General features: G+C 35.0%; 20 protein-coding genes. 5 read left to right on the plus strand and 15 right to left on the minus strand.

What is annotated here, in order from left to right:
- The 8 genes from AC2A07_RS04790 to AC2A07_RS04825 form a co-directional block, all read right to left on the minus strand.
- Positions 1 to 2,805, minus strand: coding sequence for a COG1470 family protein (locus tag AC2A07_RS04790; RefSeq protein WP_484049455.1), 2,805 nt, complete (start codon positions 2,803 to 2,805; stop codon positions 1 to 3).
- 9 nt (positions 2,806 to 2,814) lie between these two features.
- Complete coding sequence (locus AC2A07_RS04795) at positions 2,815 to 3,615, minus strand: fimbrial biogenesis chaperone (RefSeq protein WP_484049456.1); 801 nt, start codon at positions 3,613 to 3,615, stop codon at positions 2,815 to 2,817.
- Between the two features lie 81 nt (positions 3,616 to 3,696).
- Positions 3,697 to 4,242: a peptidoglycan-binding protein LysM gene (locus tag AC2A07_RS04800; protein ID WP_484049457.1), complete on the minus strand. Its 546-nt coding sequence runs from the start codon at positions 4,240 to 4,242 to the stop codon at positions 3,697 to 3,699.
- Positions 4,243 to 4,446: 204 nt separating this feature from the next.
- Positions 4,447 to 4,992, minus strand: a complete 546-nt coding sequence (locus tag AC2A07_RS04805) for a peptidoglycan-binding protein LysM (RefSeq protein WP_484049458.1) — start codon at positions 4,990 to 4,992, stop codon at positions 4,447 to 4,449.
- 203 nt (positions 4,993 to 5,195) lie between these two features.
- Positions 5,196 to 5,741, minus strand: a complete 546-nt coding sequence (locus AC2A07_RS04810) for a peptidoglycan-binding protein LysM (protein ID WP_484049459.1) — start codon at positions 5,739 to 5,741, stop codon at positions 5,196 to 5,198.
- A 200-nt stretch (positions 5,742 to 5,941) separates the two neighbouring features.
- A complete protein-coding gene (locus tag AC2A07_RS04815; RefSeq protein WP_484049460.1) occupies positions 5,942 to 6,487 on the minus strand; it encodes a peptidoglycan-binding protein LysM in 546 nt (181 codons plus the stop codon).
- A 204-nt stretch (positions 6,488 to 6,691) separates the two neighbouring features.
- Positions 6,692 to 7,234: a peptidoglycan-binding protein LysM gene (locus tag AC2A07_RS04820; protein ID WP_484049461.1), complete on the minus strand. Its 543-nt coding sequence runs from the start codon at positions 7,232 to 7,234 to the stop codon at positions 6,692 to 6,694.
- A gap of 515 nt (positions 7,235 to 7,749) precedes the next feature.
- Positions 7,750 to 8,298 carry a TetR/AcrR family transcriptional regulator gene (locus AC2A07_RS04825; RefSeq protein WP_484049462.1) on the minus strand — a complete coding sequence of 183 codons (549 nt, stop codon included), beginning with the start codon at positions 8,296 to 8,298 and terminating at the stop codon, positions 7,750 to 7,752.
- Positions 8,299 to 8,627: 329 nt separating this feature from the next.
- Here AC2A07_RS04825 and AC2A07_RS04830 point away from each other — a divergent pair, with 329 nt between their 5' ends.
- Positions 8,628 to 8,858 carry an RNA polymerase sigma factor gene (locus AC2A07_RS04830; RefSeq protein WP_484049463.1) on the plus strand — a complete coding sequence of 77 codons (231 nt, stop codon included), beginning with the start codon at positions 8,628 to 8,630 and terminating at the stop codon, positions 8,856 to 8,858.
- Between the two features lie 119 nt (positions 8,859 to 8,977).
- Here the strand turns inward: AC2A07_RS04830 and AC2A07_RS04835 are convergent, their stop codons facing one another.
- Entirely contained in the window at positions 8,978 to 9,460 is a 483-nt protein-coding gene (locus AC2A07_RS04835) for a DUF6265 family protein (protein WP_484049464.1), read from the minus strand.
- Between the two features lie 113 nt (positions 9,461 to 9,573).
- Positions 9,574 to 10,386 carry a DUF6597 domain-containing transcriptional factor gene (locus AC2A07_RS04840; RefSeq protein ID WP_484049465.1) on the minus strand — a complete coding sequence of 271 codons (813 nt, stop codon included), beginning with the start codon at positions 10,384 to 10,386 and terminating at the stop codon, positions 9,574 to 9,576.
- Between the two features lie 160 nt (positions 10,387 to 10,546).
- Between AC2A07_RS04840 and AC2A07_RS04845 the strand changes: the two genes are divergently transcribed.
- Positions 10,547 to 10,747: a hypothetical protein gene (locus AC2A07_RS04845; RefSeq protein ID WP_484049466.1), complete on the plus strand. Its 201-nt coding sequence runs from the start codon at positions 10,547 to 10,549 to the stop codon at positions 10,745 to 10,747.
- 402 nt (positions 10,748 to 11,149) lie between these two features.
- Here the strand turns inward: AC2A07_RS04845 and AC2A07_RS04850 are convergent, their stop codons facing one another.
- The 3 genes from AC2A07_RS04850 to AC2A07_RS04860 form a co-directional block, all read right to left on the minus strand.
- Positions 11,150 to 12,271, minus strand: a complete 1,122-nt coding sequence (locus tag AC2A07_RS04850) for an NAD(P)/FAD-dependent oxidoreductase (RefSeq protein ID WP_484049467.1) — start codon at positions 12,269 to 12,271, stop codon at positions 11,150 to 11,152.
- Positions 12,272 to 12,273: 2 nt separating this feature from the next.
- Positions 12,274 to 15,393 carry a LodA/GoxA family CTQ-dependent oxidase gene (locus AC2A07_RS04855; protein WP_484049468.1) on the minus strand — a complete coding sequence of 1,040 codons (3,120 nt, stop codon included), beginning with the start codon at positions 15,391 to 15,393 and terminating at the stop codon, positions 12,274 to 12,276.
- Positions 15,394 to 15,555: 162 nt separating this feature from the next.
- Entirely contained in the window at positions 15,556 to 17,094 is a 1,539-nt protein-coding gene (locus AC2A07_RS04860; RefSeq protein ID WP_484049469.1) for a hypothetical protein, read from the minus strand.
- Between the two features lie 634 nt (positions 17,095 to 17,728).
- On the opposite strand from AC2A07_RS04860, the gene AC2A07_RS04865 reads away from it, so the two are divergent.
- The 3 genes from AC2A07_RS04865 to AC2A07_RS04875 all read left to right on the plus strand — a co-directional run bounded on the left by AC2A07_RS04865 (position 17,729) and on the right by AC2A07_RS04875 (position 19,416).
- Positions 17,729 to 18,049 (plus strand): hypothetical protein, encoded by a 321-nt coding sequence (locus AC2A07_RS04865; RefSeq protein ID WP_484049470.1) that lies wholly within the window; start codon positions 17,729 to 17,731, stop codon positions 18,047 to 18,049.
- 8 nt (positions 18,050 to 18,057) lie between these two features.
- Complete coding sequence (locus tag AC2A07_RS04870) at positions 18,058 to 18,576, plus strand: ATP-binding protein (RefSeq protein ID WP_484049471.1); 519 nt, start codon at positions 18,058 to 18,060, stop codon at positions 18,574 to 18,576.
- Positions 18,577 to 18,648: 72 nt separating this feature from the next.
- Complete coding sequence (locus AC2A07_RS04875; RefSeq protein ID WP_484049472.1) at positions 18,649 to 19,416, plus strand: hypothetical protein; 768 nt, start codon at positions 18,649 to 18,651, stop codon at positions 19,414 to 19,416.
- Between the two features lie 118 nt (positions 19,417 to 19,534).
- Here AC2A07_RS04875 and AC2A07_RS04880 read toward each other — a convergent pair whose 3' ends face one another.
- Positions 19,535 to 21,259, minus strand: a complete 1,725-nt coding sequence (locus tag AC2A07_RS04880) for a hypothetical protein (protein ID WP_484049473.1) — start codon at positions 21,257 to 21,259, stop codon at positions 19,535 to 19,537.
- A complete protein-coding gene (locus AC2A07_RS04885; RefSeq protein ID WP_484049474.1) occupies positions 21,252 to 23,192 on the minus strand; it encodes a hypothetical protein in 1,941 nt (646 codons plus the stop codon). Before AC2A07_RS04885 ends, AC2A07_RS04880 begins: the two co-directional genes overlap by 8 nt.
- Between the last annotated feature and the right edge of the window lie 157 nt (positions 23,193 to 23,349).

The raw sequence follows: 23,349 nt of genomic DNA on the forward strand, positions 1-23,349 counted from the left end.
TTAAAACTTTTTCACCTTAATGATAGTGTCTTTCTTCTTATATTCAAAAACTACAGTTTCTGAATGACCTTCTTTTGTTACCTTAACAGTTTGGGTGGGTTGTGTATAGCTGTATTTGTCATTTTCAATATAGAGATCGTATTTTCCATCTTTCAGGAAAAACTCAAACTCATTTTTTTGGTTAACTACAGCGGTATAGATCATGCCATCTTCACTTTTTGCATACACCACGATTCCGGTTACATCCGTTTCCACAATATCATAGGCCTGTTTGATTTCCGTTAATTTCCCACTGACCCTGATATTTTTTACCAGGCCTACTTTGCGGTTGATATTATTATCTACCATTATTACAGGATCCATCATCAGTCTGGCGCCCGCACTTTCGTTCACCTTCAGGGTGTAAATACCTTCAGGAACATTCTGAAAAACTACTTTTCCGTTTTTATCTGTCAATGCAACAAAACTGTCCAGTTTCACTATTTCATTGGCAAGTGCAGATTCACCGGTCTCCAAAAGCCCATTAAAATTTTTGTCTTCAAATAACTGGAATGTCACTTTATGGTTTCCAAGAGCCGTAGCTGCAGTAAAATATTTTTTAATCCCTACTCTGAACTGGTAATAACTGCCACTGCTTGCATAAGCAGCTGTAGATCTATAACCGGAAAAATTAAAATAACCTGTGGTCGCCCAGGAAGGCGAAACTTTATATTCCACATTACCGGTTACATTGCTGTTTAAGTTTTTATAAAGTTCCGAATAGAAAGTTCCGGCTGAAAATGATCCGGTCAGATTATTATTAAGCATCTGGAAATTATATGAGGCATACACATTGTAGTTGGCGAAATTACGGTCTGTATTGTAATAAGAAGTTAAATCAAAGACATTGGCTGCGTTCCATTGGGCTGTTCCGTTAAGTGAGAAAGATTTATACCTGTAAGACAAAGTTGCTTTCAGGCTGTTAAACCAGTCTGGCATACTGTCCTCTTTTGAATAAGAATATTCCGCCATCAGGTTCAGTCCGTGGGCACCCAATGTGGTGCTGATGTTAGCCTCCATCCGGTAAGAAAAAAGTTCCTGTAAGGTATAAAAATTGGCTGTTTTTTGCCTTTCAACCTTTGGAGCCAGCAGAAAATTCCACTTTCTCAGAGAAAACAGGTAACCTGATCCCAAAGCTTCTGTACTGTTGAAATAATAACGCAGATTAGCCGTATTCCCCGGTTGAATGGGTGCGTTCTGGAAACTCAGGAATTCGGGGTCTACCTGCGAATTCAGATATTGTATAAAAGCACGCTGTGAAGGCGAAAATTGGCGGCTGATCCGCTGATTTGAGATAAAAGATCCCCGTTTGATCCCTGCATAACTTTTGGTGGCAAAGGAATTAACAGACTGTATATCCCATTTCCCTATTTTTCCCTCGTAATTGGCTCCCATCAGAGCTCCTGCGTTTTCATCTCTGTTTGAAAGACCTTTTTCGCTGCTCAGGCCCAGCTCTGTCCGGATGATATGTTTGTCGTTAATTAAAAGTGATGTTACTGCGTTTACCACCTGTGTGTTTATGTTAAAGCGCGGATCATGATCGAATAGATAGGACACTTTCCCAGTGAAAGATTTAGCATTTCCAAAACCATATTTAGCGCCGGCTATGGTAGATCCTTCTGTCTGTTGGAAATAAGTACCGTACAGGTTATAGTTATTTTCAAGTGCAAGAATTTCAATCTGATTATTTTCGCCAAATTTGGTAGAAACTTTACCTCCTCTTCCAAAAACCGGGTAATCATAATCAACACTGTTAATATTTCCCAATCGTAATACGGTATTTTTTCTCTCAAGTTCCAGCCAAGTATCATACACATTATAACGGCCGTCTTCAAGATAGTAATCAGCACCTATATTAATGCGCGATTTCAAATTTTCAGTCACCCTGAATGCGGTGTTTCCCCTCAATTGGAGAAAATTAAAACCTGAACTGTTTTCATTATAGCTCATTTCCGCAAAATTACTTCCGCTCACCGATTCATTTCCACGGGCAATTTGCCTGTTATGCGATAAAATAACCAGGTAGAGCGTGTTGCTTCCTGCGATTTCATTAGTAAGCAGGTCTGTGGCGGTTGCATTGATATTAAATTCAGGATAAACCGTATTCTGTTTTCTGACCCTGATTTTGATCTCAACCGTTTGTTTTTCCAAAGCTTCCAGAGATACGTTCTGTTGTTTGGGCATCATCTCCAAACCATCTGGAATTGACTGCAAATCAATTTTAACGGTTCGTTTACTGTAACCCTGGTTTTCTACAATCAGCAGAATTGAGGATTCGGGGGCAGCAGGATTAATGAAATTTTCGTAGGTTTCCGTATAGATTGCAATGTTTTTGTTCTCGTCTTTGTCGACGAAGAACGAGGCGCTTTCAGTTCTGGTGACCGTTGGGGTAGTGTATGAAACCTGAAATTTGATCTCATTCGATCTCAGTTTCATAAAATCCACGTTAGCGATCAGTTTCACAGGAAGATTTTTAGACTGACCCGCACCCAAGGTAAATTCATTTTTCGGATAGAAAAGCAATCCCGGATATGTTTCTGCAGGGATGATATTCTGAATGGTAATCTCTTCGGAACTTTTATTCTCAATGACCAGGAAATCAGTAAACGTAGATCCTTTCTCAACAGCGACCCTGTCATTTTCAAAATGGATTTGGATATCCTTCTTTTCCTGCGCAGAGGCCAACGAAAAGTGCAGAAGAACAAATGCGAAAAATAAGATTGTTCTTCTTAGGATTGATGTCGATATTCCATTCTGTGGTTTCAAGACTTAATTTTAAAATTTAAAGTTTTTCTCGCCTACGCGTATATCATTTGATTCTGCCATTTTGATAATAGCCACGCCAAGGAAGTTCCCTGAAATGTTCTCCGGTAAAGAAAACTGAACAACCTGATTGCTGTCCGGAAGCATCGAGATGGAAATGGCGGGTAATTTTATTTCCTTACCACTGTCTGTATCGGTTAATTCAAACGAAACGGTGGCATCATTGATGGTGTTTCCATCATTATGGATGCTTACTGCAACTTTTCTGTTTGCTGCATTTTCATTATTCACCTCTGAAATATTGGTAATGTCCAGGCTTTTTGTAAGGTTACCCGATGGAGTATAAAAGATATGAAGTCCCACCTCAAATAAGGTGATAATACCAATGCCGTTCTGAATACGTGCCTTATCTGCCTGCTGGGGAATTTGGGTAAAAAACAACATGCTGTTGGTAACGGTTGACTTTGATGCGTTTGCCGGAATCTGCATGGTTACTACAATCTCCTTTGTACTTTTCGCAGGAACTGTTACAGAGTTTTCTAACGTGGATATCCAGGAGGCATTGGAAGTTTTTGAACTGCCTGCATCAAGATAGACCTTATTTCCGTCTTCTTCCCTTACCCAGTCTTTGTAGTTGAGGTTAAATACATAATCCTTATCCGAACTGTTTTGAAGCGTTACGGTCTGTGTCACTTTTTCTCCCGGATTACCGGTAAAAAACAAACGTGTCGGCGACATAGAGATACTTTGTGCCAGAACTGAAGAAGACCCTGTAAGGATCAGGAAAACGAAAAGGTAAATAAGCTTGTGCATGGTGTAAATTATTTAAAAATAAAAGATTCCCAAAACTACTGAAAACGTAACAAAAGGAACCTTTCAAACTAAAAAAAATTATTATAAAGCAGTTGCGGTATAAGTTACTGTTTGCGTGTAAGTTCCGGCCGGTTTACCTAAAATATCCGAAGATGATGATTTTGCCGCTGGAATAGTGTAGTCCAGATTAAGAGTTAATGCGCTTCCAAGCGGAGCATTTGATACTAAAGTCTGATCGGTTGCAGATAAAACAACAGTGCTTTTTGTTCCGCCCATAGATCCGGCAGCTGTGGAAGGTTTGATGGTCAAAACATTGACAGGGATCAAATTGGTTCCGTTGATGAAATTCGCACCCCCTGCTTTTACTTTTACATTAAAACTTTTTGTTGAAGTAATTTTCAAAGCGTTGGCCTGAGCCACTGTTTTTTCAGAATTATAATCCGCTGCAGTAACATAGTTAAAGGCAACTGCGCCGCTGATTGCACTACTTCCTGCATCAATAGAGATTACATCGTTCAGGGTAATGCTTGCGGTTGTGGTTGCGGTAGTATTCTGAGCGTGAACATTGTTAGTTCCCAAGATGAAGGCTCCGATAGTTAAGGCTGCGATTGCAATTTGTTTTGTCATGATCGTATTATTTTTGATTTTTATTCCTGTTTAATTGTTCTTTTTTGAACACTACAAATCTACAGCGTATGTAAAAGTTTCTTTGTAGTGGAAAATGGAAGCTCTTGTAGTAAAATAACTACAGAATTACTCATTTGGTTTAAATAGAAAAGCCCTCAATACTTTATAAGTGTTGTGGGCTTATATATAATTTCTGTGTTTTTGTTATAAAGCAGTTGCGGTATACGTAACCGTTTGCGTATATGTTCCGGCCGGTTTACCTAAGATATCGGAAGACGATGATTTCGCCGCTGGAATTGTGTAATCCAGATTAAGAGTTAATGCGCTTCCAAGCGGAGCATTTGATACTAAAGTCTGATCAGTAGCAGATAGAACAACCGCACTTTTTGTTCCTCCCATGGTTCCGGCAGCTGTAGCGGCTTTGATGGTCAGAACATTCACAGGGATTAAGTTGGTTCCGTTCATGAAATTCGCACCGCCTGCTTTTACCTTAACATTAAAGTTCTTCGTTGAAGTCACCTTTAAAGAGTTGGCTTTAGTAATTGTCTGATCAGAATTATAATCAGCTGCAGTAGCATAGTTAAAGTCAACCGTATTACCAATGGCAGTACTTCCCGTATCAATAGAGATGACATCGTTCAGGGTAATGTTTACGGTTGTGGTTGCAGTAGTATTCTGAGCGTGAACATTGTTAGTTCCCAAGATGAAGGCTCCGATAGTTAAGGCTGCGATTGCAATTTGTTTTGTCATGATCGTAGTATTTAATTTTTATTCCTGTTTAATTGTTCTCTTTTGAACACTACAAATCTACAGCGGCAATAAAAGTTTTTTTGTAGTGGAAAATGGAAGTTCGTGTAGTAAAATCACTACATGATATTTATTCGGTTTAAATAGAAAAACCCTCAACACTTAGAAAGTGTTGAGGGCATATATATATAATTTCTGTGTTTTTATTATAAAGCAGTTGCAGTATACGTAACTGTTTGAGTATACGTTCCGGCCGGTTTACCTAAGATATCAGAAGATGATGATTTTGCCGCTGGAATAGTGTAGTCCAGATTAAGAGTTAATGCGCTTCCAAGCGGAGCGTTTGATACTAAAGTCTGATCAGTAGCAGATAAAACAACAGCGTTTTTTGTGCCTCCCATGGTTCCGGGAGCTGTAGATGCCTTGATGATCAGAACATTGACAGGAATTAAGTTGGTTCCGTTCATGAAATTCGCACCTCCTGCTTTTACTTTTACATTAAAATTCTTCGTTGAAGTCACTTTTAAAGAGTTGGCCTTAGTAATTGTTTCATCGGAGTTATAGTCTGCTGCAGTAGCATAGTTAAAGTCAACCGTATTACCAATGGCAGTACTTCCCGTATCAATAGAGATGACATCGTTCAGGGTAATGTTTACGGTTGTGGTTGCAGTGGTATTCTGAGCGTGAACATTGTTAGTTCCCAAGATGAAGGCTACGATAGTTAAGGCTGCGATTGCTATTTGTTTTGTCATGATCGTAGTATTTAATTTTTATTCCTGTTTAGTTGTTCTCTTTGAACACTACAAATCTACAGCGGCAATAAAAGTTTTTTTGTAGTGGAAAATGGAAGTTTGTGTAGTAAAATCACTACAGGATTATTTATTCGGTTTAAATAGAAAAACCCTCAACACTATAAAGTGTTGAGGGCATATATATAATTTCTGTGTTTTTATTATAAAGCAGTTGCAGTATACGTAACTGTTTGAGTATACGTTCCGGCCGGTTTACCTAAGATATCAGAAGATGACGATTTTGCCGCTGGAATAGTGTAGTCCAGATTAAGAGTTAATGCGCTTCCAAGCGGAGCGTTTGATACTAAAGTCTGATCAGTAGCAGATAAAACAACAGCGTTTTTTGTGCCTCCCATGGTTCCGGGAGCTGTAGATGCCTTGATGATCAGAACATTGACAGGAATTAAGTTGGTTCCGTTCATGAAATTCGCACCTCCTGCTTTTACTTTTACATTAAAATTCTTCGTTGAAGTCACTTTTAAAGAGTTGGCCTTAGTAATTGTTTCATCGGAGTTATAGTCTGCTGCAGTAGCATAGTTAAAGTCAACCGTATTACCAATGGCAGTACTTCCCGTATCAATAGAGATGACATCGTTCAGGGTAATATTTACGGTTGTGGTTGCAGTGGTATTCTGAGCGTGAAAATTGTTAGTTCCCAAGATGAAGGCTCCGATAGTTAAGGCTGCGATTGCTATTTGTTTTTTCATGATCGTAGTATTTAATTTTTATTCCTGTTTAGTTGTTCTCTTTGAACACTACAAATCTACAGCGGCAATAAAAGTTTTTTTGTAGTGGAAAATGGAAGTTCATGTAGTAAAATAATTACAGTATAAATTCAATCGCTATAAATGGAAAAACCCTCAACACTTAGAAAGTGTTGAGGGCTTATATAAAACTACTGCTTGTTTTTATTATAAAGCTGTCGCCGTATACGTTACCGTTTGTGTATAAGTTCCTTTAGGCTTTCCAAGAAGCACCTTCGATGCTTTTTCTGCGGAAATAGAATAGGCAATATTTAAGGATTGTTTTGCCCCTGAAGCTGCGTTACTTACCAGAACCTGATCGGATGTCGATAAGGTGACCTCATTCAGTGTTCCCATTGAACTTCCGCCAGGTATTGCTTTGACCTGTAATATATCTACCGGAATAACGTTTGTACCACTTACAAAATTGGCACCCTCAGATTTTACTTTTATATCGAAATTTTTCGAGGAAATGATGACCAAACTATTCGGAACCGTCACATTTTTTTGAGAATTATAGTCTGCTGTATTCAAATAATTAAAATCAACAGTTCCACCGGAAGCAGCAGTTCCCACGTCCATTGCAAGAACATCTGCTAAAATAATGTTAACTGAGGTGCTGGCGTTCTGAGAATTTTGTGCCAGAACATGGTTATTTCCTAAAGCGATTGCTCCCAGAAACGAAGCAACGATTACGATTTGTTTCTTCATAATAATAAGTTAAAGGTAATGTGGTGTGTCATTCAAAATTAAATCATAATAATGAATGTTATTAAAATCAAATCTAAGACCATTATCTGAAATTACCAAGATATTTATTAATTTAAATTAAGAAATTATCAATATAATGTTTACAATAATGATCGAATGGCTATGATCAGGTGTTTTTTATTGTACAAAACACCTGAATGTAGTTTTTAGATGAAGTAATGGTAAAAGTTCCAGATACAATCAGTTAAAATAAAAAAATAGATGAAACCCGTTTGATATTTGTGTTTTTTATTTAGGATTTTTGAAACGAACTGAGTCATATTATTTAGCAGGCAGCAAATTCTGTTACATAAATAGGGCAGCCAGTATCTCCGAGGGTAAATACTCAAATGACTGTGCAAATAAAATTTTCACTATTAGTTATGCTACATGGGAAAGTGGACGATTTGTTATCTGATTCCTTCGGAATAATTTGCAAAGTGTAGGAAAATGATTTGATAAAAATCTTACTTTTCCTATAATTTGTTAAGTTTATTAACCAAATAGATAATCATTTGCGCAACATTTTCGGCAGGGTGTATAAAATCATTTTCGACCCAGTTTTTGATGACAGCAATGCTGCCTTTTTCTCCAAATTGGTAGGCCATTTCTACAAACGGTTGTGTTTCCGGAGTCAGTTCGATTTGATTTTCTACCGGAAAGTGATTTCGTACAGAGGTCAGAATACGAGATAAGATTCCGCTTCCATCTCCTTTGGTGAAAACTATTTTGCTCATTTCCTTGTCATTTTCCAGCAGCTGACAGCTTAGCAATATCACTTCATCCATGTTGTAGCTTTTACGCAGTGCAGCCGATAATTTTTCAAACACTTCTTCTTCCAACTCCAGCAGGATATCCAGAGGAACCGTATAATGCCGGTAAAATGAATTTCTATTTACATCAGCGGTTTTACATAATTCTGTGATGGAGATTTGGCTTAATTCTTTTTTTTTCAACAAATCAAATAAAGCCTCTCTCAGTAGTTTTTTGGTATACTGAACCCGGCGGTCTTTTCTTAAAATCATCTTAATTTTTTTTATTTACGCTACAAAATCTGATTTATTTGTTTCTTAAAAGACAGCATTCACTGTTCTGCCATAAAAATTTAAGTGCTAAATGATAGTTTTTTTGTTCTTAAAAGCAGGATTATAGATTTTTCGCTCTCGTTTCATAGGTTAAAATTAAGGTTTTATGCTTAACTTTTACCGGACGCTAAATTAGTACATCCACTGAATTATTTATAATGTGGGTGAGAAATTTTGTTTAGGGCATTTATAATTTTTTACTCTTATTTATCTATTTTATTAACTGTTCATTAGCTGAATAATTCATGGACTAAAAATATGATTAAAAAATGCCCGACGACCAAAAAATAGAGAATGATCAACACCACAAACGATTGTGTGAAATAATAAGAAGCAATGATCCTGCTGCCTTTGAATATCTTTACTCTGAGTATTCCTGTATTTTGTATGTTCTCGCCTTGCGGGCGATCTCATCTAAGGAATATGCCGAAGAGATCATGCAGAATGCTTTTGTATGGCATGGAGATCCATCGGTCGGAAAGAAGAGAACATTTCAATGAAAAGCTGGATGATAAAAAATTTGATGATGCTAACGGATTATAAATGATCTTTAAAAAATAATATCAGACTTATTCTTGCAAATGAATCATATCCATCTTAAAATTGATATACTATCTCATTATTTTTCCAACCGGATACGATGCATAGGAAAATACCGGCGTTCTTCCTTTCCGTTCCTGATTCCTGAAATCTCTGCCATCAAAGAATCTTTACTAATCTTTGTATAGGAGATGACCTGTGGAAAATCATGCTCTTTATTTTCAAAGACCAACAATGTCTCAGAAATTGTGCTTTCCTTAAAACGTATGGGAGCACCTCCATTTTGATCTTTTACAGAAGGAATATAGAATAACCGCCCATCGTCCTGAACCAGACGTATGCTTTCAAAAACTATGGTGTCCTTACCTTTAAGCTTATAGCTTTTACCGCTCAGCTCATTTTTACCGGTATTCCTCCAGGTCTCATATATACTTCCTCTAAAGGTTTCTTGCTTCCAAGTGCCGACCAGCCATTCGATTCTGCTGATGCCATTGTTTCTTTTTATAGTGCAAGTGCATAGTATCAGGAGGGTAGCAACCACAGAAATATTTGTTCTTTTCATCTTTTTGATTTTTTACTGAGTTGAATGATGGCTATTCTTAAATGTCAGATCAACCAATTTAAATGCAAAGTTGCAGGATTCAGAAAACAAAAAATTGTAAAAATGCGACAAAGTCAGTCTGTAATGAAAAGAGAGGTCATTTTCAAATGCCCGCCATAGAAATATTTAGGGGTTATGCCTACCAGATCTCTGAAATCTTTTATGAAATGGGATTGGTCGTAGAAGTTGTTGTCATAAGCCAATGATGTCAGATCTTTTACTTCTCCGGTCAGTATTATTTTAAGTGCTACCTGGAGGCGGATGATTTTTGAAAGTTGTTTGGGACTTAGACCAATGGCTAAGGAGAATTTTCTTTCCAGTTGTCTGCGGTGTATTTTGGTCTGTTTTGAGATTTCCTCGATACTTAGCTGTCCGTTACCTGTCATAATGGTGTCAACGGTCGATCTCACAATGTGGTCAATGGTTTCTAAACGGGTCAGTTTTTTCAGTAAAAATGTTTCAATCAGGTAGATCCTTTCCTTTACGGAATTGGCTCCCAATATCTTTTCCTCAATATCACACCCCTCTTTTCCGAACAGTTTTTCCAATGGAACAGCCGTGTTTTCCATCTCCTTTATCGAAATGTCGGCAAAGGGGAGAAATCCGTTGGGATGGAAACGAACGGAAAAGATGCCTGTTATTCCGGTGGGTTCTATTTCAAGCAGCCGTGTGAGCTGACCAATGAGGAAGCACCTTGGCTGAAGTATGCTATTCCCATCGCCAATATACTGGCGGTAAAGGTCGCCGTAATGAAAGATCATTTCCATGCAGCCATCAGGTATGATGGTTTGCTTTCCGGCTGTCTGCAGCCTTGAATCTTCCAGTGTCCAGTAGCATTTGATCAGCATCGCTAAGTCTGAGCCAGGTTCAAATGTCTGATAATCCATTGAGATTAATTTTTAGTAAAAATAGAGCATTTTCTGTAAATCAAAATCAAAAAATCTGATCTCCAATCAAATAAATTTCTAGTTATATTCCTTTCCTTCCTGTCGAAATTTAAAGAGAATATCTTTAAATTTGGGATCAAGTGTAATAGATAAAAAGCTAATGAACGCACTCATTGACAAAATAAAAAATATTGAACACGGTTTCAAACATATCATTGAGGCTGGTGATACGATCTTAAAAAATGCTTCAATAGATTTTGAATTTGCCACAGAATTGCTGGATGATGAGGCATATCAGGTCAGAATGTTGGCCAATTATCTCTTCAGCCAATTATCGGTGGAAAATCCAAAAAGCACTTGATATACTTGAAACAAAAGTTGCAATAGATGACAACTGGAGGGTTCAGGAAATTCTTGCCAAAGCGTTTGACCATTACTAAAAGTATATATTACTTTAATTTTTAAGTAAATCTCATCACTTAATTTCATCAATAATGCTTGTTTAACCTGAGTTCGGGATAAACAATTTTTTAAATAATTGATTTTCAAAACGATGCTATTTTATCGCAAAGAAAAACAAAGAAATTCTACTTTTTGAAATGCTTTCAAGTTAAACAATACCACTTCGTTTATCAAAGCGATACAAGAATTTTGTATTACCTTGATAAGTTTCACGCCTTTGTCTATCCTAAATCTTAGTAAATCACGCAATTACTATTTTTGTTTAGCTTTGCGTTTTACAGAGCCTTATCCCGAACTGAGGTTATGTAAGAAAGTGACGTCTATTCCAAAATAATTGGTTTGGCCATCTTTTTTCCATCTTGTAATAAATATAATGATGATATTCATAACGAGACCAGATATTTTCTGCAATACGATGGTATTCTGCTATAAATGCATTTTTAATGTTTCCTGATAGGGTATGAACTACATTCGATTTAATGATCAATTTGGAGTATTGGGCAGCCATTGCTAAAGCATTAAACATTCCTTGAGAGGATAGTGGGTCAAAGGTTAAACATGCATCTCCAATTGCTATCCAATTCGATTGTACTGGAAATTTTAGATAGGACGAATGTGATGCTTTTGTACCTAAAAATTCATAATCTAATATTTCTTCTTTAATTTCTAAAATTTTAATTAAATCTTTTTCAGCTAAAAAATAATTTTTAAAAAATTCTCCATCTTTTGTCAACTTTTTATCGCATAAATCGGAATCTGTAAAGAAACTAATTAAGTGTTTATTATTAGGCAGTTTGCTAATATACCACCATCCATTTTCAACAGTATAGATTGTAGAAAGTTCTTTTACCGTTGGAATGTGTATACTTCCATGAATCCCGATAAGTTGATCTTTTTTGAGATGCTTAATGTTCATTTTTTGAGCCATCAGACTTCTGCGTCCTGAAGCATCTATGATAAATTTAGCGTGATAATTATTTTTAAAACCCTCCTTTGTCTTTGTGATTAAAGCCCATTGTTGAGGTTCTTCTAAAACACTGATTATATTTTCTCTAATGATTGTAATACCCCGCTCGCTTGTTATTTTTTGTAATTCATTTACAAAATTATTCTTATCAATAGACCAGCCGTGGCCTTCAGGATTCTGTATGCTGTCTTGCATGATAGGATTAGGGGTTCCCCAGTATGACTGCATACCAATCGTTGGTTTGCCAATCAATGGATTTTGCATTATTGCATCAATATCAATTCCTAATTCACTAAAAATACGTCTACTGGATGCAACTAAAGTTTCCCCATGCAAAACATTTGTGTTTTCTGGCTTTTCAATGACTAAAATTTTGTAAAACAAATGGAGGTGCATAGCAGCGATACAGCCCGCTATGCCTCCTCCAATAATTATAATGTCGAAATCGTTATTCATTATTAAGCATTAAAACGCCTTCTAAATCTTTCATGAATAGTTACTATTTTTTGATTTGGTTTAACATATTCTATTTGAAGATCTTTATTTGTTTGTTGAACTTTTGACAGTAGATTTTCTAATTCTTCTGAGTTATTGAGTATATGCTCCGCTTCTTTTTTTACATCTTCGTCAATTTGTAATTTAGAAGAATTTAATACATGATCTGATATTATTTCAATTACCTTATCTTTTGCGACATGATCTATCAGCTTTTGTCTGGTCTCTTTTAAAATGATATTGATAATTTTAGTGTATGAGCTGGTTAAAGCAACCTGTACCGTATCTGGAACTTTAGTGTTATTGTTATTCGTAATCGTTTCGTCTAATTTCATAGGTAACACCGTGCCTACAGCATCAAAATGAGTAACCATTTTATTGATAATTTCTTCGTATGGAGAATAAATGGTAGGATGACCCGGTAAATCTTCCAGCCACTCAAAACGTTGATTAAATATTTCTAATTGCTCTTCTGGATTTCCCTGTTTTTCCTGTAAAGCTTTAAATTGCTTGTAAGTAATAATTTCATTAGGCACTCGTGCCGGCCAAAATGTGGGAATATAAGAGTCATACGAACTGTCGTATCCGTCTTTACAGGAGGCTGTATCTGTTTGCCAGGGAATAGCCATCCAGCGTGTTATACTGCCTGCAACTTGAAATCCGAAAGGGTTAACTATTTTATTAAGTAGCGTTTGATCTATAAAAGGACCGTAATCAAGGTTGTCTTTAATAAGATTATCTCTATTAAATTTAAATCTAAAAGGTGAATCATACATAGAAGATATTCTTACCGGCCATGTCATTTCGCAACCTGGATGAAAAGCATCTGCCAAACAAAAATCTAAAGCAGCTCTTGTAAGTAAATCAGCTTGTTTTTCTACAGGATAGTCATCCAAAGGTTTAGGACTGATATAATTGGTTTTATAGGTGCCCCAGTCATCAATAAAATTACCATCTACCCATTGCTGCAACATTTTGATCTGCAAATCTGTGAGTGTACTGTGCTGTCTGGGGCTTCCGTTTCCTACTATTTCCGTAGCATCTCCATATAGCCAAGGCCATAAAGCCGGAGATTGAGAACCGGGGAGATCAAACTGCCTGAACTGATTAAACATTTGTCTTCTGAATTCTAAGTTATTCATAGTTCCATCCCTTAATTTTTCAATCCATATATTTTCATTGAAATTATAAGCTCCATTGTACCCAAAAGTGGTTAAAAAACCTTTGTTTACCCACTGCAGTTCTGTCATTCTCTTAAAGATGGGAAATATATCATAAGAAAATGAAGGACTAAGTGGAGAAGGCAAATTAAGTTCTCTCACAGATAAATCTCTCATCAGGTCCCACATTGTTCTTACCGACTGTTGCACAGGAGCATAATCCGGAGGTGCACAAATTACCCAGGCAGGTTTTACATTAACTTCCTTATTATTGAATTTTACACTTGCTGTTACAGGTCCGTCAGAAGTGTCATCATACCAACCGTCATTATTTGCAAAATCTAAAGCAATTTCATTTTTAACACTTTTGGATATACCTTTACCTCCAAGTACATGTAATCTTTTAGAATTTGGTGATTTTTTATCAAAAAACATTTCTCCAAGATAAACTTCTGTGTTTCTTAAAAATTTTGCTTTAAATTTTGCTGATTTGTTGATCGATCTGCTATTTATATTTTTTACCCCTCCATCAATAACGAGGCTCATACGATCCAGGATCTCTGAATTTCTTTTAAATGAATATTTATATTCATCTTCATTGGCTTCCGGAATATCTAATGCAAGATTAAATTGATACCAGGCTGCTTTCTGGTTGGCTAAATGGCACGACCAATCAATTTCAACGCTGTCTTTAAGATCAGGGTGGGTAAGTTCTTTTACAACTTCTCCTTTAATATTCAGACCATATATTCTGAATTCTGCTGCTTGTCTTTTAATTTTACCTTCTCGATCTCTGTAAAAAGAAAGATCATTTGACATGATGGGTTCCGGAACTTGTGGCCCAATATAGTACTCATCACTGTTTCCTACACGCATAATGGCTATTGAAGGATATATTGCAGCACTCACAATTTCGTGATCAACTGTTTTTTGGTCTTTGTTTTGTGCATGAAAAGGGCAGATTTCTCCTTTTGGTTCTCTGAACTCTAAACCATTCGCACTGTATCTCGTTTCTGCACCATATTTGTAAACATCTCTTCTTGCTTCAGCAATGCTGCCCAGAGGTTGATTTAATGAATTTATACGCCAGCAGTTAAAATTGATATGATCACCAAGTTCTTTCACTCCAATCAGATTCAAATCCTGTTTGGGAAGGTTTAATCTACCAATTTCAATAAAACTTTCATCCCATTTTAATTGTAGATTATCTGCTGTTTTTTCATCGATCTCTTTGATCTGTCCTTCAAGAATAAACTGGAAAGAATTAGTAGATAATTTTTGCTGTAAATCTTTAGCGAGATAATCCGGCTGCTTCATAATGACAGGGAAATTTTCTTCAACTGCTGGTTTAAGCCGTAGTTTTATCATGTGTTTTTCGCCTAATCGGAATGGGATGATAGGGTAGTAAGCAGTGGTTAAACAACTGTCTTCGTATTTTTCCATTTGGTCTAAAATACGTTTCAATTCTTTGTTTTCCCTGTAATATTCATTTAATTGGTTGATATCACCAGAAGAGGAAATTTGAGTGAATTCTACCATTTGCTGTGCATTTTGAGCAAAAAACACATCAATATTTTGAAATATAAAATCTGTATTTGTTCCACCAAACCCTTCAGCATTATTCGGTAAATCAAAGATCTTTAAACCCAAACCGATGGTAGACTTTACATCTGTTTTTGTAGGGGCTGTATCACTTGAAAAACGCAGTACACACTTGAAATTATCTTTAATTCCAAAGAAACCAAGATCACCTGCTAATTTTTTAACCGGTAAGTTATTGGTTAAGCTTAATTCTCCATGTACTATACCGTGTTGTTTTCTGAATACGGCTCTTGGTGCCGGGTTTGCACCATTTTCTATCATAACTTTTTGGTACGTATCTATGAACTGAGCTTTAAGATCGGATATGTATTTTTTTTCCATTTTTTTTAGTTTTAATTAATTTGTTATTTAACACATGATGGTTTTTGTAGAGCTACTTTTGTCTCAAATACTGGATCGAATTTGTATCTTCCTTTTTTTTGGACTTGTTTAAAGCAAATTTTTAAAATTAGATATCGATCCGGTATTTTAAGGGTTTTATAACTACTTTTTAAGTAATTCTCTAGCTTCTTCACGAGATGATTCCCTTATGCTATTTTTTAACTTACTAATTTTACCTATACTATTAGAAGATTTTATTGTACTGGTATTCAATTTTTTATTACTGTCAGTTTTGGATGCTCCCTGACTTGCTAATAATGCTGCTTTTAATTCTGCATATTTTTCAAATAAATGTGAGTTGATTAAAGGGGACTTAACATTTATTTTTTTTGATGCATTTGTCCGGTATAAATTATTATTCATCGAGTGGCAAATAAAACAATTCATTCCTCCTGATTGGAATGTGGTTTCCATAGTGATGTTTGCTAAATCTAAACTCCCAAAACTTTCCCCATTACCGGTACCATATGGTTTTGATAAATCTCCATCCAGCAATTCATTAATTGGAGCATTGGTTTTTGACCATATAGAGCCAACTAATTTATAGTTTGCCCATATTTTAACTTTATCATTCGTAAGGGTTTTTTTAGCTAATTCGTTACTGGATTTAATCATTGCAGCAAACTCTTTATCTTCTTTAATAACGTCCATTCCTTGAGATGCCTGATTGTATCTGACTCCTTCAGGATAGGATTGAAATACTTTATTTTTAACTTCTGGAGTAAGAGTGGTTGTATCCTGAATAATTCCATCTTCTGTATTTCCAGCAGAACCTCCATCGAATAATGTGTAATTATCTGATTTAGAATTTACCGGGTCTCCATGAAAACTTGTTCTGTCTGGTGCTAAATCCCGTTGATCAAAAGTTGACCACACGCCTTCAGGGTGCTCTGCTGTAACGGTAAATATATGAAAGCCAATCATAGACATTCTCTGTAGCTCAACGTTATTATAATTTTCGTAAAAATTTTTATCAGGTTGGTTAACAATTGCAGTTATATTAAAAGTTTTAGTAGAATCTACTACTTCAGATGTTTTTATCCAAGCTATTTTAATTTCGGTAGCACCAACCGGATATTGATCTTTACTCTCACGGATAGAACGCTTTAAGCTGTCATTTTTTAGTATTTCAGCTGCTTGGCTAATAATTGATGATGCATCGGCTGAATTAAACATCTCTAATATTCCGTCATTAGCATGTATCGAATATCTTACGAGAGAATTGCTCTTGCTGCTCAATTTTGTTCCGTCTGCCTGTTGATACAAATCTAAGATTAATGGTAATTTACCATCTTTTAGGTATGAAGATGGTAATCCTTTCTTTTTTAAAGAATCTATTTTTATTTCTTCACCAAAATCATTAACCTGTTTTAATTCTTTCATAAATACAGGAACATTATCTTCGGTATTTGATGTTAACCATAAAAATTTTTGCCAAGACCAGTCAACAAACATTTGATCATTGTCAAGAACTATGGTATCAACTGTATTTTTAATTTCGTTATTCTTATTGTAATCTTCAAAAATACTTGCTAAACTTGTTTTAGTTGTAGAGTAAGTCTCTTTTTTACAAGATGTATACCCCAGTAAAGCAGCTGTTGTAATGCTTAAAAACATCAGTTTTTTAAATTTTGATTTCATGGTTATTTAGATTATTAGTTTTTAGTTGATTAGTTTTTTAAATTGCAATAAGATTCTGTAGTGATAAATAAAAAAAAATATTAGCCTATTTTACAAATCTCACTTTGTACCATATAAATTTGTAAAATTTTAGTATGAAATTAATTCCTATTTAGGAGTTCGAGGATGTTCCATATGCTCTTTTGGCATAATAATAGTTACTAAAATCATAGCTAAATTATGACCAGCAGGTAAAAGCATAGTGAATAACATCAATCCCCAACCTGCGCTAACAGGTTTACTTGAAATTTTATCAATAAAACAATATTAATGTAATTTCTAAAAAAATAATTCAGTATTATTACTGAATTTTGAAGTAGTGTATTGTGGAATGGTCGCTAAATTTTCGTGTCGTATCTAATTGAATCTCTTATCCTGTAATTACATGAACTTCGACTAAGTTGCGGAAAATTATTGTATCCAAAATTTCTGTTAATTTCTAATATATAAAAATTCAACCTGTCTAATAACCATCACTTATAAAAAAACAGACAACAAAAAACCGTTCAATAATGGATATTATAAGATCGTACTGTTACTAGCAATAATTAAATATTGTGGATATGCGAAAAAAGCTAATTTAGAATTACTTCATTTGGTCTTCTGGAGTTTAAGAAGCGATGATAATTATCAAATATTATTTGACGTAGCCAAACAGCAAAGAAACACTTTAGTTCCCTGGACATTTGAACATGGGATTGATGAAGTACTCTCATTAGGTTTTATAAACTCTTTTTTAGATAAGGTTATTGTTAGCCAGACTTTAGAAATAAAAATAACCGCAAAAGGAGAAGAAATAGTAAATTCTATTAATCAGTTTGAGCTTTTTACTGATGAAATTGAAAAAATTAAAGCATTGGGTATTATACCAAAAGCTAGATTACACAGAGCAAATAATAATTGGACACTAATCTAAAATTATATATGTTTATTATACAAAGACTAAAATCAGAAGTACTAACCGATAAAAGCGTCGATATTACAGATCTATATGGATTTGATTTTAATTTTGATCAAGGCTTAAATATCATTGCAGGACCAAATTCAAGAGGTAAGACCACAATAAATACTTGTATTTATTATGCGTTGGGAATGGAAGAACTTTTAGGTGCTCACAATGAAAAAGCTTTAGATAAAGCATTAAAACAAGAATTTATTATAAAACCGAATGATGATGAGGAAAACTATTATAGAGTACTATCTTCAAAAATTCTTTTAGAAGTTAAAAATGATGATAATAAAGTTGTTACTTTAGAGAGATATATTAAGTCTAGTTCTTCTGAATTTAAGACATCAAATATTAACGTGTACAACGATAGTATCGCTGAACTTTCCAAGGAAAGTTATGATCTCAATTTTGAAATTTTTTATGTGAATGGTGAAGGCAACAATGATGGATTAAATGGTTTTTATAATTGGTTTAGTGAATTTATCAATATTTAGCTGCCAGAAGTGAGTAACAGCTCAAGAACAAGTAATTACAGTCTGCTATATCTTCAAACCATATTTTCGACATTGTTTATAGAACAAACTAAAGGTTGGTCAGATTTTTTTGCAACTATGCCATTCTTCGGAATAACAAAAGCTAAAGAAAAGATCGTAGAATTTTTATTAAACCTTAATGAAATAAATCTATCCACAAAGAAAGATATTCTAAGTAAAGAAAAAAGCTTTTTAACAGAAGAATGGAGAAAGAAAATAAGAGCGTTTTCTTACTTGGAACGAAAAAATAATTCAACAATTATAAATGTTCCTGGTGAACTAACCAGAGATAAAACTTTAATAGAAAAAATTACTGGACAGTTTAGTACTTCAGAAACAGATAAAATTAACATTAATCAATTTTTAGAACTTAAATCTGAACATGTAAGAGAATTAGAGCAAAGATCATTATCAACTATTAGAGAAAATAGAGAAATTGCATTAGCCACATTTAATAAAGAAAAAGAGGATTATTATAAACTACAGGATTATATCGAAAGATTTGAAAATAAATTGAGAGTTGATAGTCAGCAATCTTTGATTTTAAATAGTCAACTGAAAACTGTAGAGTCTGAAATAAAAGATCATAATAATTTAAAAAAGGTTTTTAACGAAAATATCATCAGCGAGAGAGGTGCCAACCAATGTCCGACTTGTTCTCAGGAAGTTACTGTAGATCTCATTTCAACTAAAAATATAAAAATTCCACAACTGACCTTAGAGGAAAATACAAACTTTTTAAAAGGTCAAAAGAAAATCATTGAATCTTCGATTGGAAGTTTAAAAGAAACCTTAGAATAGAAAAATAATTTACTATTGTATTTTAAAAATACACTGCGACAAAAAGAAATTTTACTCAAATCATTATCAGGTAGTTTATTTTTCAATTAACTATTAAGCTTTATAATTTAAATTTATATCAGATTATCTTTTTTTGATCCCCTATCAGTGCCCGCCACTCTTCAGGTAAAATTTCATTTTTGAAATAGCTGTGTGCCAGATAACGTACGCACGAGAGACCCAAGGCATCTGTTTCGTATGATCTCAAAGCTTCTTTCTTTTCTACTACTGACTTTTTAAACTGCGTAAAGTCAGCATCTGTTTTCAAGAGCGTCAAACCATCCTCAACTCTTTCTATACATTCTACATAATATTCGTTATGAAGGTGTTTCTCAAATAGCAGTGTTTCTGCATTTTGGCTACTGAAATCTATTGATACTATCTGCAAACTGAGGTTATCATCGATAAAGGATAATATCTTTTTAAAAAGCTCTTTGGAATTAAAAATTACACAAATTTCCAAAAGGATCGCCAGTAGAATTGAAGAACTGTCACAATAATTTTCCGGTCGGTTCTTATTGGCTATAAATTCTATGATAAGATCAATGTTATTATGCAGTTCGGGTAATCTGTTAAACTTTATTTTTTCCGAATGGATATTGTTAACGGTCTGATCAATATAGCTAAATAAAAATTCAACATCTTTCTGTCTCAAGGAATCTTTGTCGCTAAAAAACAGTAGCAATTGAACGATAGGAATGGAGTGGTTGTCACAAAGGGGTCTTTTGAAACTGCTGTTGTTAGTTATCAATTCTATGATCAGGTCTTTTTGCTTGTGGTGTACAGCTATCCTATTTTTAGATTTATACAAGGTATTCCGCAATCTGCTATAGTAGATCACATCATCTAAATATTCAAAACTCCTTAACGGATAACCCACTTTCTCAAAGAAGCCACCAAATTCAGAATAGAGGCCATTCTGTGTTCTTGCTACCGGAAATGTACGCTGAAAGTATTCGCCGAATATCTCAAACTGACCTTGTAGAATTTTTCTGAATTCTGTAACAACAGGTTTTTTGTTCTGCAGATTATTTTCCAAGATCCAATGCCAGGTTTTTAGGACCAAAAATTTAGAACATTCTTTAGCAGGTACAAGATAGTTGTTTTCTTTGCTGTAATGAAAGATGATTGAATTCAACAGGTTCAATGTTGCGAATAACTTCTTAAAAGCTCTACTTCTGATATCTTCAAAAGTTCTGAATTGAATATGGACCAGTTCCTTGAACTCTTTGAATTCGCTGTCTGGTGAATCCAGAAAAGCCAATGTTTTTTTTAACAATCTATTGCTCTCAGCATCGGAGAGCAAATATTCGTCAAAAAGATACTTACTGAAAAGATCTGTTAGGTGGTAGATGTCCCACCGTTCGAATTCACCTTCCTTGAACTCCCTTGAGATAAAGCCTTCAAATGTATCTCTGATATTGGTCTTTAGTGTGCCATTGTGCACGATGACGATCTTCACAGGTAAATGGTTAAAACCTGAAACTGATGAACCTCTGAAGACCGTATCTTTTGCCTCAATGATCGATTCCCTGATCCCATCAGATTTTGAAAAATTAGACTGTGTGATATCCCGATCCGAATAACCTTTCAACTCAAAATACCATCTGTGTATGATTCCTTTCTCATCCTTTCCTACAGCAATAATATCTTTTCCGTATTGGGACTGTCCTTTTGACTCCTTGGCTGTCTGAATAATCCTGAATCCCATCACATTTAATAGAATGGGGAATAGATGATCCAGTTCTGTATCCTCTTTTAATGATGACAGATATTCGCTGACAATAATGTTGCTGCTATTCATTTTCAATCACTTTTAGTAATTCTGTAAATTCTTCATCCTTCCAGTCCTGTCGAATCAGCATTCCAATTTCCATATCATAATGGTTAGAATCTATAAAGTAACTCCTTGGCATTGTAAAACTCGATGCAAATGAACCTAATTGTGCAATTTCTTTCTTTGTCCCAAAGCGATATCCTCCACCTTTGGACAGTTGAACCGTACTTGCTCCCAAAAGCGAAAGGAAACTGTCCTCTCTTGCGCCTTGGTCAATTGACCTGCCCATATTCTTATGGAAAAGATCATTGAATTTTTTAATATGCTTGAAATGGGTATTGTAAGGATCAAACTCTGAAAGCTCATTTTTAGAATTTGTGTGTTTGTCAAAAAAATCCCTGATGTATTTTTTGATTCTTTCAATTGCAATATTGTGGGTTGGCTTATCAACTTCAAGATTTTCTTCAAGTACCTCCAGCACCTGCCCTCCGTAATCTTCGGATATTTCTTCCAGCTTGCACAAAAAACTTTCCCTGACCAATTCACTTTCTGAATTAAGCAAAGGTAGTAAAGCCGTCAGCCTATCTTTTGGCTGGTGAAAATCTCCTGTTAGTGCCATCCAGAGCTTATACTGTGAAATTGGCACTAATGTTAAAATATCAAGTGTAAATCTGTACGGAACAGGTCGTGATAACTCTTGAAAAATCTCAATTCCTGTAAATCTTTTGCTTGCGGCATTATCGGTCAGAAGTTCTATCATCAACCTGTCGATCTCGATCTTATCGACGTTATAAATAAATGTTTGGAATTTTCTTATAAATAGGTTGAAAGGAGAGACGTTGATAATGCTCAAAATAATTTGCCTAAAATATTCGAGATCTTTAAAACGTCTAACAGATTGTGCAATTGCTGGTATGTATTTATCGATAGTGAAATAATCCTGCTGAATCAACTTCAAAACGATATCGGTTTGTTCATTGTTGTAAACACCTTTCAGATCGAGGTTACGTAATATATAGTACGCGGTAGCCTCATTTTCTACAGCAGACTTTAATTTTTCAAAACAAAATTGATGATGGACAGAATAGTTACTTTTTAGTACTGAAAAGACAAGAGATAGTACGGCTATGGTCAAATTTTTGTCATCCCCATATTCTTTTATAAGAACTAAAAATAATTCAGGATCTTTTTCAGAGAGATCTGAAACTTTAGACAGTCCAAAAAAGATAGGGTTCAGGTTTTCCCCTTCAGAAATCATTTTTTTTAAAACCGATGTATAGAATGCTGCACCTTTATTTTCATACAGCCCAGTAACAACAGCTGATGTTAAAACATCCTTCGTGTTGTCCAGGTTCAAAGACTTCTGCAGAATCTGTAAACCCTTATCGTATTCATTTTTAGAAAGATTTCTAATGCCATTCAAAACCAGACCCAGGTCGACATTATATTCCATTTCGCTTTTCGTAATCTCCTCCAGAATCAGAAAATTATCAACGATCTCATCAACCGTTAAATTCAGTTCAGGTAATAAGGTGGCATAAGCTTCTATAAACTCATAAAAACCCTCAGGCGTATTATCACGATCTATAGAAGTAAGGTAATTGGAAAACGAACATCCGTGATCCGTATTTGATTCTTTGATAATGGTTTTCCAAATCTCGTTTGAGAGTGTCAGATAGTCTGCATTAAAACCTCTGCTGTTAAAATCTTGTTCTATGTTGTTGATAAATTCTGCATTCTTCTCGAAGGAGTTGCTGATCGAGATATTCAATATTTGTTTATATCTTTCAATGAAAGCCCTCGATACAGTTTTGTAGTCCGAGATGAATACCTGACCATTTTCAACTCTCAGCATCCCATTTTCAATAAGAGCTGGATCTATGGTCATTTCATCTACTGAAAATTGCAGTTTTTTCTGCTCTATCAGAGTATCAATAAAAGAATTTAGAATCTTGTTCATTTCTGAAGTGTTTTTTTCAAATTAGATGCGTCAATTTTGAATGCTTTAAATTTACATCATAGCTGATCTATTATTTTACGGTTATCCTTAAAAACAAAGAAAGATCCCAACTTGCGTCAGGACCTGTCTCTATTATTTGCTTTTACTCCATATCAGA

The organism is Chryseobacterium sp. HNCC26DJ238, from assembly GCF_057180465.1.

What these genes read in the sequence shown, in the direction of transcription:
- AC2A07_RS04795 (WP_484049456.1), bottom strand. Translation starts at nt 3,615, where the DNA reads ATGCACAAGCTTATTTACCTTTTCGTTTTCCTGATCCTTACAGGGTCT.
- AC2A07_RS04870 (WP_484049471.1), top strand. Translation starts at nt 18,058, where the DNA reads ATGTTTATTATACAAAGACTAAAATCAGAAGTACTAACCGATAAAAGC.
- AC2A07_RS04820 (WP_484049461.1), bottom strand. Translation starts at nt 7,234, where the DNA reads ATGAAGAAACAAATCGTAATCGTTGCTTCGTTTCTGGGAGCAATCGCT.
- AC2A07_RS04835 (WP_484049464.1), bottom strand. Translation starts at nt 9,460, where the DNA reads ATGAAAAGAACAAATATTTCTGTGGTTGCTACCCTCCTGATACTATGC.
- AC2A07_RS04860 (WP_484049469.1), bottom strand. Translation starts at nt 17,094, where the DNA reads ATGAAATCAAAATTTAAAAAACTGATGTTTTTAAGCATTACAACAGCT.
- AC2A07_RS04800 (WP_484049457.1), bottom strand. Translation starts at nt 4,242, where the DNA reads ATGACAAAACAAATTGCAATCGCAGCCTTAACTATCGGAGCCTTCATC.
- AC2A07_RS04830 (WP_484049463.1), top strand. Translation starts at nt 8,628, where the DNA reads ATGCCCGACGACCAAAAAATAGAGAATGATCAACACCACAAACGATTG.
- AC2A07_RS04810 (WP_484049459.1), bottom strand. Translation starts at nt 5,741, where the DNA reads ATGACAAAACAAATAGCAATCGCAGCCTTAACTATCGTAGCCTTCATC.
- AC2A07_RS04825 (WP_484049462.1), bottom strand. Translation starts at nt 8,298, where the DNA reads ATGATTTTAAGAAAAGACCGCCGGGTTCAGTATACCAAAAAACTACTG.
- AC2A07_RS04850 (WP_484049467.1), bottom strand. Translation starts at nt 12,271, where the DNA reads ATGAATAACGATTTCGACATTATAATTATTGGAGGAGGCATAGCGGGC.
- AC2A07_RS04885 (WP_484049474.1), bottom strand. Translation starts at nt 23,192, where the DNA reads ATGAACAAGATTCTAAATTCTTTTATTGATACTCTGATAGAGCAGAAA.
- AC2A07_RS04845 (WP_484049466.1), top strand. Translation starts at nt 10,547, where the DNA reads ATGAACGCACTCATTGACAAAATAAAAAATATTGAACACGGTTTCAAA.
- AC2A07_RS04815 (WP_484049460.1), bottom strand. Translation starts at nt 6,487, where the DNA reads ATGAAAAAACAAATAGCAATCGCAGCCTTAACTATCGGAGCCTTCATC.
- AC2A07_RS04855 (WP_484049468.1), bottom strand. Translation starts at nt 15,393, where the DNA reads ATGGAAAAAAAATACATATCCGATCTTAAAGCTCAGTTCATAGATACG.
- AC2A07_RS04840 (WP_484049465.1), bottom strand. Translation starts at nt 10,386, where the DNA reads ATGGATTATCAGACATTTGAACCTGGCTCAGACTTAGCGATGCTGATC.
- AC2A07_RS04805 (WP_484049458.1), bottom strand. Translation starts at nt 4,992, where the DNA reads ATGACAAAACAAATTGCAATCGCAGCCTTAACTATCGGAGCCTTCATC.
- AC2A07_RS04880 (WP_484049473.1), bottom strand. Translation starts at nt 21,259, where the DNA reads ATGAATAGCAGCAACATTATTGTCAGCGAATATCTGTCATCATTAAAA.